A 12,015-nucleotide genomic window follows, 5' to 3' on the forward strand; every position below is an offset into this window, starting at 1 on the left:
TAAACGTAGCAGCGTTGTGGAGATTTAGCATCCGGACTTATAGTTGCAATTGCAATCACATGGTCATTTCCTTTAGGGTGAGCGCATCCGTTATCCGGGGATCGACTCATGCCTGCCTCTACCGTGCACTCCGCGCAACGCTGCATCGATGCACTGAACCTTATCGAACACCCACAAAGCTCGCCGCTTTACACCGTCATGACCATGGCCCACACCCTCGAATCCAGTCGGCAGGCGTGGGTCATTCGCGGTCAGTCACGCTCCACGCGCAAGGGCAACTGGCCCACGTGGTTCGCCCGTAACACGGGGGAAAAACCCATGCTGTACTTACACAGCGCGCAATCGTCCGCGCAATTGTCAGCACTGGCGGACGCGACGCAGCAGCGGGGCATCCTCTGCAACGATATCGAAAATCAGCCCTCTCCCTGGCCCAAGGGCACTCAACCCTCTCTGCCGTTATGGCTAACGACCCATCCACACTGCACACCGTATGACCCTGCCTCCGGCGCAGAAGCCAGAGCAATCGTAATGGCTGGCTTGAACGCGCTGTATGTGCAAGGCAAGCCCGGCTTTTACTACCTGGCGCTGCATGACCAGATCTGCACCGTGGCGTTGAGTGAAGAAAATCGTGAGGACGCGCTCAAGGGCATGTATGCGATACAGCGCGATCGGACGAGTGATGTGCGATTGCTCGGCGCCGGCCAGGCGCTCGCGCAAGTCATCCAGGCGGCGCAACGGCTGGAACAGGAATGGGACGTGACGGCACAGGTGTGGAGTTGCCCCAGTTACACGCGGTTGGCGCGCGAAGCAGCAACCGCCGAGCGCTGGAATCGTCTGCACCCCACCGCCGCCAAACGCAGCTGCCATCTGCAGGATTGCCTGGCCGGGAATGCGACGCCGGTGATTGCCGTCACTGGTTACGCGCAGCCGATTGTCGATCAGTTGGCAGGCTACATTGACGCACCCTTTGTCGCGTTGGGTGCAGGCTCGGTGCAGGCATCGACGCCGAGTTGCTGTTGGATCGTGGTAGCGGCGCTGCGAGCGTTGGCCGATGAAGGCCGTTTGGATGCCTTGCATGTCGAACGCGCCCTGTTGCGCTATCAGCTTAAATGAATCAGCCCTTGCGCCGCCCCCGGACCTGCACACCGGCCTCCATCGCCAACCCCGCCGTGCGCTCCAGCGCATCCGCAAACCCCTGGCGCTGCTCCGGTTCGATCTGCGACAAAAACAACTCATCCACGGTGCTTTCGTAGATCTTCCACATTTGTTTACGCAGCACCCGCCCCGCATCGGTGATCGAGGCAAAGGCCGCCCGGCCATCGCCGTCGGAGCGGGAACGCACGACCAGGCCGTCCTTTTCCAGGCGGTCGACCAAACGCGTCAGGTTGTAGCGCTCAATGGCCAGCACATCAGCCAACTCGTGCATGCGGCGAGTGCCGTCGGGGCCGCTTTCCAAGCCCCACAGTGCGTCATACCAGGCATACGGCGGCAGGTCCGCCTCGGCCAGACGACGCTCGATTTCACGGATGACCGTCCTGTGAGCCCTGACAAAACGGAACCATACATCAGGCTCTTTCGACGACATGCAACACCATCCGAGGAATTTCAAGAAGGTTGCAATAGTAGCTCATCTCGCGCTAGATTCGGCTATGTAGTTGCAATTGCAATCACTTTAGTCGGTACTCCCACAAGGAGTCCGCCACTTGAAATCCGCCGACCCTGGAGCCTCACATGACCCCGAACAACGCAGTCAGACGCGACGATGATCCACAGGAAACCCGCGAATGGCTGGAGTCCATCGAATCGGTGTTGTCCACCGAAGGCCGCCCGCGCGCGCATTACCTGATCGATCAGTTGCTGGATTTCGATGTGGCGCGCCATGGCGATTTCTACGGGCGGGTCACCACCCCATACGTCAACACCATCCCGGTGGAGCGCCAACTCCCCTATCCCGGCAACCTGGCCATCGAACGTCGCACTAACGCGTACATCCGCTGGAATGCCATGGCGATGGTGTTGCGCGCAGGCAAGCACTCGGGTGTCGGCGGGCATATTGCGACCTATGCGTCAGCCGCGGTGCTGTATGACGTAGGCTTCGATCACTTCTTCCGTGGGCGTACTGACAGCTTTGATGGCGACCTGGTGTACATCCAGGGCCACTCTTCTCCTGGCATCTATGGCCGCGCCTATCTGGAAGGCCGCATCAGCGAAGCGCAACTCGACAACTTCCGTCGCGAAGCCGGTGGCGAAGGTATTTCATCCTACCCGCACCCCAGGCTGATGCCGGACTTCTGGCAATTTCCCACCGTGTCCATGGGCCTTGGCCCGATCACTGCCGCTTACCAGGCGCGTTTCATGCGTTATCTGGAATTGCGTGGCCTCAAGTCGCACCAAGGACGCAAGGTGTGGGCCTTCCTCGGTGATGGCGAAATGGACCAACCGGAATCGCTGGCGGCCATCTCCCTGGCCGGTCGCGAGAAACTCGACAACCTGATCTTCGTGGTCAACTGCAACCTGCAACGCCTGGACGGCCCGGTGCGCGGCAACGCCAAGGTGATCCAGGAGTTCGAAAGCCTGTACCGCGCCGCCGGCTGGAACGTGATCAAAGTAATCTGGGGCGGTGGCTGGGATGCCTTGCTGGATAAAGACCAGAGCGGCCTGCTGCGCCAGCGCATGATGGAATGCGTGGACGGCGATTATCAGAACTACAAGTCACAGAACGGCGCCTATGTGCGCGAACATTTCTTCGGCAAATACCCGGAATTACTCGCGCTGGTTGCGGATATGTCCGACGACGAAATCTGGAAACTTTCACGGGGCGGACATGACCCGGACAAGATCTACAACGCCTATGCGGCTGCCGTGCGCCATAGCGGCCAGCCCACCGTAATCCTGGCAAAAACCGTCAAGGGCTTCGGCATGGGTGAAGCCGGCGAAGGTCAGAACATCAACCACCAGCTCAAGAAGATGGGTGCAGAGGCTGTAAGAGCTTTCCGCGACCGCTTCGGCCTGGAAGTGGCCGACGACCAACTTGCCGACATTCCGTACATCAAACCCGCCGCTGACAGCGAAGAAGCCCGCTACTTCGCTGCACGCCGCCAGGCCTTGGGCGGCTATGTACCGGCACGACACAGTGCGGTCGAACCGTTGCAAATCCCTGAGCTGAGCGCCTTTGCTACCCAGCTCAAGGACACGGGCGAGCGCTCGATCTCCACCACCATGGCCTTTGTGCGTATCCTCGGCACCCTACTCAAAGATCCGCAACTGGGCAAACTGATCGTGCCCATCGTGCCAGACGAGTCACGCACCTTTGGTATGGAAAGCCTGTTCCGTCAGATCGGTATCCACTCCGCCGTGGGCCAGCTCTATACCCCACAGGATGCAGGGCAACTGAGCTACTACAAGGAAAGCAAAGACGGGCAGATCATGCAGGAAGGTCTGAATGAGTCCGGCGCCATTTCCTCCTGGATTGCGGCCAGTACGTCCTACAGCAACCACGGCCTGATGACCGTGCCGTTCTATATTTTCTATTCGATGTTCGGCTTCCAGCGGGTCGGCGACCTCGCCTGGGCGGCAGGCGATGCGCGTGCGCGCGGTTTCCTGCTGGGCGCTACGGCCGGACGCACCACGCTGATGGGTGAAGGCTTGCAGCACGACGATGGGCACAGTCATATCCTGTCGTCGGTGATCCCGTGCTGCGTGTCCTACGACCCGACGTTTGCCTACGAGCTGGCAGTGATCATTCGCGAGGGCATGCGGCGGATGTATGAGCAACAGGAGGACATTTACTATTACATCACCTTGCTCAACGAAAACTACCCGCACCCGGCAATGCCAGAGGGTGCTGAAGAAGGCATTCTCAAGGGCATGTACCGGATGAGTGGAAGCAACCAGGCGCAGGTGCAACTGATGGGTAGTGGTTCAATCCTGCGCGAGGTGATGGCTGCGGCTGACCTGCTGGAAAAGGACTTCGGCGTGCGCAGCAATGTATGGAGCGCAACGAGCCTCACCGAATTGCGCCGTGAGGGGCATGAGGTAGAACGCTGGAACCTGCTACACCCGGATAGCGACCCACGAATGAGCTATGTGGAGCAATGTCTGGCCGGGCAAACCGGGCCGGTGGTGGTGGCGACCGACTACATGAAGCTCTTCGCCGATCAGATTCGCGCCTTCATTCCCGGTCGGCGTTTTGTAACGCTGGGCACGGACGGTTTCGGGCAATCGGATACCCGTGAAACCCTACGTGCATTCTTCGAAGTGGACCGGCATTTCATCGCGCTGGCGGCCTTGAAGGCCTTGGCGGATGACGGCGTGATGGGTCGCGAAAAAGTCAGCGAAGCCATCAGCCGCTACGGGATCAACGTCGACAAGGCGAATCCCGTAGCGGTCTGAGTTACTGCGCAGGCGTCGGCAGCGGCGGAATGGCTTCTGTCGGCGGTGGCAGCTCGGGATTGGTTGGCGCAGGTGCAGGCTCGGCCTGCGGCGCAATCGGCGCAGCTTCGACAGGAGGTGCCACCGGCTGTGACACAGCAGGCTCTTCCTTCGGTGGCTCGACCTTTTCGGCAGTGGGCGCAGCTTTGGGTTCCGGCATGCCGAGGTCAGCCTTGGGCTTCTCGGGGATGTTCTCGGCCTTCTTCACCTCTTGCGGCAGGAACACGTCCACCAGTGCAAAGTAACGCTCGTAGAACTTCGGCGCAGACACGGTCTCGCTCGCCACTTTCACCATGGAGTCATCGGTGGACCCGATCGGCATCGACACCGAGCCCAGTACGCCCACGCCCAGGCTCGCGGAGTTGTTGACCTTCTTCAGCGCGTAGCGATCCTGCAAGGCATTGGCGAACATCGTCGAATGGTTGGTGCCTTTGCCATCATCGGCACACACCACGTTGAAGCTGATCTGCAGGTGCGTTTCGCCAGTCTGCTGGAAGCTCTTGTTACCCACCACCAGTTTCGGGTCGCTGCTGGTGATAATGTAGCCCTGGCTCAGCAAGGCGCGCCGTGCGGCTTCGCACGCGGCGACGTCAGTGACCGGGTAATCCCGGGAAAACGTACCGGAGTCGTCGAAATTCTCATGTTCATAAATGGCGGTCTTGGGTGACGAGCAGCCCGCGGCGCCCGCCAGCACCAGCGCCAGCCCGAGGCTACGCAAGTGAAATGATGTCGACATTGAAAATCCTGAGGAAAACGGTCCGGGCGGTATTGTGCAACAGAACGCTGCCTTGGCGCGCGCATTCCTGTCGGTAAAACGTCACAGCCTTACACGACACCGTCCGTAGGAAACCTCCTTGCACACATATGATCAATAAAAACGCGCACTTTGGCCGAGACAGGGCGGTGTGTTACTGCAGGGCTGGGCCGTCGCCGCATTTGCTTGGACCGTCATGCGGCTGATGCTGCTGGCCCTTGCCGCTGGGCTCAAGACTGCGCCCCAACAACTGGCCCGGCCACCCCTCCACGTCAAACGTTGACAGGCGTTCATACCCACAAGACTCATAAAACCGCACCAGATCGCCGCTCCCACCACCGTAGCAATCCACACGCAAGCGCTGCACAGCCAGGGCGCCGGCGCGCTCATCGGCGAACGCCATGAGACGCCGACCCAGGCCACGTAAACGTTCATCTCGTGCAACGATCAGCAGACGCACGTACACCTCCGGCTCAGTTGCCGGAGGAACGTAAGGCATGGGCTCACCCAGTACCAAGGCCGCGTGAATGCGCCCGTCAGGGCCTTCTACGACCCACGCGTCGGGCATCGCGCAAGCTTCAGTTACCTGCACGATCCGCCGGGGTGACGTCGACCAGGGCTCGGTGCCCCATTGACCGTGGTTGCCGATGGCGACAAACCAGGCAATCACCTCGTCGAACACCTGCAGTACAGCAGCAGCATCTCCCGCGCCGGCACGACGGATCACCAGGCTGTTGCTTCCTTGAATCCACATGTTTGGACACTCCTTCGTCAGTGGTCCTCTAGCATCTGTGTCAAACCCGACTGACACAAGTCCCCATCACACAATACTGCCGCCTACCTAACCCACTGCCCGTGCAAGCGCCACCGCCGAAAGGTACAAGCCGCCGCCAAACACGCAATGGGACACCAAACTTCGCAGGCGATTTCTCCAGGGCGTGGCCGTACGAGACGCCGCCACACCCGCGCCCATGGCGGGCTGCAGCACGAAGTAAGGGAAAACTACCGTGACCGCTCCCACCACCAGCGCAGGCCACCACGTCGGCCCCCGCAACCATTGCACACCGTAGAGGCTTACCAGCAGCGCTGCAAAGGCAATCCCGACGGCATAGTGAATCGCCCACCCCAGGGAAGCTTCCCCGCGTACCGGCGCCGCCTTGCCGATGCTGGCATGGGTGAACGTGCCGCGACAGAGGTGGCCCGCCCAACGACCCACCATCGCATAGTCAAGCGTTGCAACACCCAACGCTTTCAGGAGCATTGACCACACGTCCATCAAGACGGTCGCACCCACCCCGACCAATACCAACCTTACGCCTTCTGCCATCGACAACATTGCCTGTCCTCTGATTGATGAGACCTTCGTTCACAGGCAGGATAGAAGTTGAAGTCAACTTCAAGTCAAGGGAGGCATCATGGATATCTCGGAAGTGGCCCGGCGTACGGGACTGCCCTCCTCCACCGTGCGGTTTTACGAGAAGGCCGGGTTGATCACCGCGACCAGTGCCCCAGGGGAACGGCGCCACTTCAGGCCCGACGTGCTCGATCGATTGGCGCTGATCGCCCTCGGACAAGCCGGCGGCCTGTCGCTGGATGAAATCCGCAGCATGCTGCCCTTTAAGGGCGCATTGCAGGTGGACAGACAGCTGTTGCTGGACAAGGCCGACAGCATCGACGCGACCATCAAGCGCTTGAAAGCGATGAGCCAGGGCTTGCGGCATGCCGCGGCCTGCCCGGCACCTGACCATGGGCAATGCCCGAATTTCCAGCGCTTGCTCAAGGTCGCCGCCGGCGCCCTGAAAAGAAGCAGGGTCATACGTACACCACCGGGCAGCGCACTCCAGCGCCCATAAAAAAACCCCCGGCCTGTTCAGCCCGGGGGTTTTTCATTCAAACCGACATCAGAACTTCTTGATGTCAGCCTTGGTTTCCAGCTGCTTACGGTAAGCCGCGAAATCCTGCTGACCAACACGGGAAGCGAGGAAGCGGCGGTATTGCGCCTTTTCTTCGTCCGTTGGAGCAGCGGCTTCGTTGACACCGTTCAAGCGCACGATCACCAGGCTACCATCGGACAGGGTCACAGTGGTGAAGGTCGGCTTGTCCTTGGCCGCAGGCTTGGGCATGCGGAACAGGGCTTGCAGCACGGCAGGATCGATCGCGTCCTGGCTACGGGTAGCCGCTTCAGTGACCTTCCACGCCTGGCCGTCGACCGGCTGGTTCAGCGGGGTCTTGCCATCACGCAGGCTAGCGATCAACTCGTCAGCGTGAGCCTTGGCAGCCGCGCTGGCGCGCTCCTTGGCCATCTGCGTGCGAATCGCTGCTGAAACGCTTTCCAGCGGCAGTTGCGCAGGCTTCAGGTGCTCTTTGGCACGCAGCACGATGATGGTTTCCGGATCCAGCTCGATGGCGGTGCTGTTGGCCCCCTCATCCAGCACTTCCGGGCTGAACGCAGCGGTGACCACGGCACGGTTGGCCGCAACACCTTCACCACCTTCACGGCCAAACGGCGCGGAGGTGTGCACGGTCAGCTTCAGGTCGGACGCCGGCTGGGCCAGGTCGGAGGCTTCGAATGCAGCATCTTCCAATTGCTTGGTCGCTTCGACAAAACGCTGCTCAACCTGCTGGGTCTTCAGCTCTTTGGTCAGCTTGTCTTTCAGGCTGGCAAACGTCGGCACTTGCGGTGCCTCAACGCCCAACAGCTTGATCAAGTGCCAACCGAAGGTGCTGCGTACCGGTGCCGAAACCTGGTCCTTGTTCAACGCGTACAACGCGGTTTCGAAGTCCGGGTCGTAGACGCCAGGGCCAGCAAAGCCGAGATCGCCGCCACTGTTGGCCGAGCCCGGATCCTGGGAGAACTCCTTCGCCAGGGCTTCGAACTTCTCACCCTTGGCCAGGCGCGCCTGGATTTCTTCGATCTTGGCCTTGGCTTGCGCGTCGGTGACCTTGTCGTTGACTTCAATCAGGATGTGCGCGGCACGACGCTGTTCAGCGAGGTTGGCGGTTTCTTTCTGATAGGCAGCCTGCAGCTCATCGTCCTTCACGGTAACCTGGTCGAAGAAAGAAGACTTCTTCAGTTCCAGGTAGTCGATGACCACTTGATCAGGGGTCATGAACTCTTTGGCGTGCTGGTCGTAGTAAGCCTTGACTTCGTCGTCGGTGAGTTTCACCGCGCCAGGGTTGGCCTTGATGTTGACGGTGGCAAAGTCGCGGGTCTGTTTTTCCAGACGAGCGAATGCCAGCACTTCGGCGTCGGTGACAAAACCGCTGCCGGCGATACCTGCGCGAATCTGGCCGATCAGCATTTCCTGAGTCAGCATCTGACGGAATTGCATACGGCTGTAGCCCAGCTGGCGGATCACCTGATCAAAGCGCTCGGCGTTGAACTTGCCTTCCACCTGGAATTCCGGCGTCTGCAAAATCACCTGGTCGAGTGCAGCTTCAGAGAAGCCAAACTTGGAATCGGCAGCACCTTGCAGCAGCAGCTTGCGATCGATCAGGCTTTTGAGGGCCGCTTCGCGCAATAGTTTTTCGTCCAGCAGGGAAGCATCGAAATCCTTGCCCAGCTGTTGCATCAGCTGGCGACGTTGCATGTCGACGGCCTGGCTCAGCTCGGTCTGGGTGATTTCTTCACCGTTGACCTTGGCCACGTCCTGCTTATTGTTACCCGAAGCCTGGAAAATGGCTTCGATACCGGTGAACGCCATCAATGCGACGATGATCCCGATAATGGTCTTGGCAATCCAGCCTTGTGAATTGTCCCTGATATTTTGCAGCATGCGTCCCCCAGAAACGGTTGAACTTCAAGAATGGGCAACCGTGGAGCGTGGGTAGAGTACGGATATAAGAAAGGCGCATCCAAGGATGCGCCTTCTCGCAACTGGCGGAGCGGATGGGGGCTCTAGTTCTCCCCGGCTTGGCGACCCGATATACGTGGGTCAACTGCCGCTCCGCTCCCAGGTCGAACCTGCGTTCGGCCCGGGTAGGTAAAGGCTGGATCGAAGCTTAGTTAACGGCTTCTTTCAGGGCTTTACCGGCTTTGAAACCTGGTTTCTTGGCAGCAGCGATTTGCAGTGCTTTGCCAGTCTGTGGGTTACGGCCAGTGCGAGCTGGGCGGTCAGTCACAGAGAAAGTACCGAAGCCTACCAGTACCACGGAGTCGCCGGCCTTCAGAGCGCCAGTGACGGATTCGATTACTGCGTCCAGCGCACGGCCAGCAGCAGCTTTCGGGATATCAGCGGATGCAGCGATAGCATCAATCAGTTCCGACTTGTTCACTCTAAGTCCCCTTACATATCTATTGAGTATGATTCTAAGTTTTTTGGTGAAAGCAAAAACCAGTGCTGAATGGCCTACAGACACTTAAGAGCCGCTTTATAACAAGGGCTCTAAAAAGCTGTCAAGGAAGCCCCCAGGCTTAATCGCATTAATGCGTGCTAATTCTTTCCTTGGAATCAGACTCGCGTTTTTCGTCCTTTGCAACTATCTCCGGAGCCACATCCGGCAAGGGCTCCGGCGCGTATTGCAGCGCAATTTGCAGGACCTCGTCAATCCATTTAACGGGTTTAATCTGCAGATCTTGCTTGATGTTGTCAGGAATTTCCTTCAAGTCGCGAACATTCTCTTCAGGAATGATCACCGTCTTGATACCACCCCGGTGCGCGGCAAGCAATTTCTCCTTCAAACCACCGATAGCCAATACTTGGCCACGCAGGGTGATTTCCCCGGTCATGGCGACATCGGCGCGCACCGGTATCCCGGTCAGTGCCGACACCAGGGCCGTGCACATGCCTACGCCTGCGCTAGGGCCGTCCTTCGGGGTCGCCCCTTCCGGCATGTGGATGTGGGTGTCGTGCTTCTCGTGGAAGTCCAGGGGGATCCCCAGGCTTCTGGCGCGGCTGCGCACGACGGTCTGTGCGGCAGTGATGGACTCGACCATCACGTCACCGAGAGAGCCGGTCTTGATCAGTTGGCCCTTGCCCGGGATAACCGCAGCCTCGATGGTCAGCAATTCGCCGCCCACCTGAGTCCACGCCAGGCCAGTCACCTGTCCTACCTGATCCTGCTGCTCGGCCAGACCGTAACGGAACTTACGCACGCCCAGGAAGTGCTCCAGCGAGTCGGCAGTGACCTTCACGGAGAAGCGTTTTTCCAGTGCATGTTCCTTGACCGCTTTGCGGCAGATCTTCGCGATCTGGCGCTCCAGGCCCCGTACACCGGCCTCGCGAGTGTAATAACGCACGATATCGCGGATCGTCTCGACCTCGAATTCGATCTCACCCTTCTTCAGGCCGTTGGCCGAAATCTGCTTGGGCGCGAGGTATTTGACGGCGATGTTGATCTTCTCGTCTTCGGTGTAACCCGGCAGACGAATCACCTCCATCCGGTCCAGCAGCGCTGGTGGGATATTCATGGAGTTCGAGGTGCACAGGAACATCACGTCGGACAGGTCGTAGTCGACTTCCAGGTAATGGTCGTTGAAATTATGGTTTTGCTCAGGATCGAGCACTTCCAGCAAGGCCGAGGCTGGATCGCCACGCATGTCGCTGCCCATTTTGTCGATTTCATCGAGCAGGAACAGCGGGTTGCGCACCCCCACCTTCGTCATCTTTTGAATCAATCTTCCTGGCATCGAACCGATGTACGTCCGGCGATGACCACGAATTTCCGCCTCATCGCGCACGCCACCGAGGGCCATACGCACGAATTTACGGTTGGTCGCGTTGGCAATCGACTCGGCCAAAGAGGTTTTACCGACACCTGGCGGGCCTACCAGGCACAACACAGGACCACGAATCTTCTTCACACGCTTTTGCACGGCGAGGTATTCGAGGATGCGTTCTTTGACTTCTTCCAGGCCGTAGTGGTCGGCATCGAGGATGTCTTCAGCGCGCGCCAGGTCCAGGCGTACTTTGGTCTGAGCCTTCCACGGCACCTGCACCAGCCAGTCGATGTAGGAGCGCACCACAGTGGCTTCCGCCGACATCGGCGACATTTGCTTGAGCTTGTTCAGCTCGGCGGTGGCTTTGGCCAGGGCGTCTTTCGGCAGACCGGCAGCATCGATGCGCTTTTTCAGCTCTTCGATCTCGTTGTGGCCTTCCTCACTGTCGCCAAGCTCTTTCTGAATGGCCTTCATCTGCTCATTCAGGTAGTACTCGCGCTGGCTGCGCTCCATTTGCTTCTTCACACGACCACGGATACGTTTCTCGACCTGCAACAGGTCGATCTCGGCATCCAGCAGTGCCAGTACATGCTCGACACGGGCCGGCAGGTCGATGATTTCGAGAATGTCCTGCTTCTGCTCGATCTTCAGCGCCATGTGCGCGGCCATGGTGTCGACCAGGCGGCTCGGCTCATCAATGCTGTTGAGGGAGGACAGCACTTCAGCCGGGACCTTCTTGCCCAACTGCACATACTGCTCGAACTGCGAGAGCAGGCTGCGCACAAACACTTCGGACTCGCGCTCCGGGGCTTCGACTTCGTCGATCAGCGCCACTTCTGCACGCAGGTGGCCGTCCACCTCCATGAAACGCTCAACCGCACCGCGTTGCTCGCCTTCCACCAGCACCTTGACGGTGCCATCAGGCAGCTTGAGCAATTGCAGTACGGTAGCAATGGTGCCGACACGATACAGGGCGTCTTCGCCTGGATCATCGTCAGCAGGATTCTTCTGGGCCAACAGCAGGATTTGCTTGTCGCCCGTCATCGCGGCCTCGAGGGCTTCGATAGACTTCTCGCGCCCCACGAACAGCGGGATAACCATGTGCGGATAGACGACGACATCACGCAACGGCAGGAGAGGCAATTCGATGGTGGTCTTCATGATTTCGCCT

Annotated in this window: 10 protein-coding genes; 3 read left to right on the plus strand and 7 right to left on the minus strand. The window is 59.3% G+C overall.

The genetic code is table 11. The features are described 5' to 3' along the window. Positions 1-108 precede the first annotated feature (108 nt). Positions 109-1,113, plus strand: coding sequence for a transketolase-like TK C-terminal-containing protein (locus LVW35_RS17570; protein ID WP_233891312.1), 1,005 nt, complete (start codon positions 109-111; stop codon positions 1,111-1,113). Between the two features lies 1 nt (position 1,114). Here LVW35_RS17570 and LVW35_RS17575 read toward each other — a convergent pair whose 3' ends face one another. Beyond that, entirely contained in the window at positions 1,115-1,585 is a 471-nt protein-coding gene (locus tag LVW35_RS17575) for a MarR family winged helix-turn-helix transcriptional regulator (protein ID WP_233891313.1), read from the minus strand. A 146-nt stretch (positions 1,586-1,731) separates the two neighbouring features. Here LVW35_RS17575 and aceE point away from each other — a divergent pair, with 146 nt between their 5' ends. Next, entirely contained in the window at positions 1,732-4,392 is a 2,661-nt protein-coding gene (gene aceE / locus LVW35_RS17580) for a pyruvate dehydrogenase (acetyl-transferring), homodimeric type (protein WP_233891314.1), read from the plus strand. A 1-nt stretch (position 4,393) separates the two neighbouring features. On the opposite strand, the gene LVW35_RS17585 is transcribed toward aceE, so the two are convergent. The 3 genes from LVW35_RS17585 to LVW35_RS17595 all read right to left on the minus strand — a co-directional run bounded on the left by LVW35_RS17585 (position 4,394) and on the right by LVW35_RS17595 (position 6,521). Further along, positions 4,394-5,167: a DUF2242 domain-containing protein gene (locus LVW35_RS17585; RefSeq protein WP_233891315.1), complete on the minus strand. Its 774-nt coding sequence runs from the start codon at positions 5,165-5,167 to the stop codon at positions 4,394-4,396. Between the two features lie 172 nt (positions 5,168-5,339). After that, complete coding sequence (locus tag LVW35_RS17590; protein WP_233891316.1) at positions 5,340-5,939, minus strand: GNAT family N-acetyltransferase; 600 nt, start codon at positions 5,937-5,939, stop codon at positions 5,340-5,342. 87 nt (positions 5,940-6,026) lie between these two features. Further along, positions 6,027-6,521, minus strand: a complete 495-nt coding sequence (locus LVW35_RS17595; protein WP_233891317.1) for a DUF2938 domain-containing protein — start codon at positions 6,519-6,521, stop codon at positions 6,027-6,029. A 79-nt stretch (positions 6,522-6,600) separates the two neighbouring features. Between LVW35_RS17595 and LVW35_RS17600 the strand changes: the two genes are divergently transcribed. Further along, entirely contained in the window at positions 6,601-7,038 is a 438-nt protein-coding gene (locus LVW35_RS17600; protein WP_233891318.1) for a helix-turn-helix domain-containing protein, read from the plus strand. Between the two features lie 48 nt (positions 7,039-7,086). Here LVW35_RS17600 and LVW35_RS17605 read toward each other — a convergent pair whose 3' ends face one another. The 3 genes from LVW35_RS17605 to lon all read right to left on the minus strand — a co-directional run bounded on the left by LVW35_RS17605 (position 7,087) and on the right by lon (position 12,005). After that, complete coding sequence (locus LVW35_RS17605; RefSeq protein ID WP_233891319.1) at positions 7,087-8,961, minus strand: SurA N-terminal domain-containing protein; 1,875 nt, start codon at positions 8,959-8,961, stop codon at positions 7,087-7,089. Between the two features lie 226 nt (positions 8,962-9,187). Continuing rightward, positions 9,188-9,460, minus strand: coding sequence for an HU family DNA-binding protein (locus LVW35_RS17610; protein ID WP_003174819.1), 273 nt, complete (start codon positions 9,458-9,460; stop codon positions 9,188-9,190). Positions 9,461-9,608: 148 nt separating this feature from the next. Then, positions 9,609-12,005 (minus strand): endopeptidase La, encoded by a 2,397-nt coding sequence (gene lon, locus LVW35_RS17615; protein ID WP_233891320.1) that lies wholly within the window; start codon positions 12,003-12,005, stop codon positions 9,609-9,611. Between the last annotated feature and the right edge of the window lie 10 nt (positions 12,006-12,015).

It is taken from the genome of Pseudomonas sp. HN11, from assembly GCF_021390155.1.
GTDB lineage: Bacteria > Pseudomonadota > Gammaproteobacteria > Pseudomonadales > Pseudomonadaceae > Aquipseudomonas.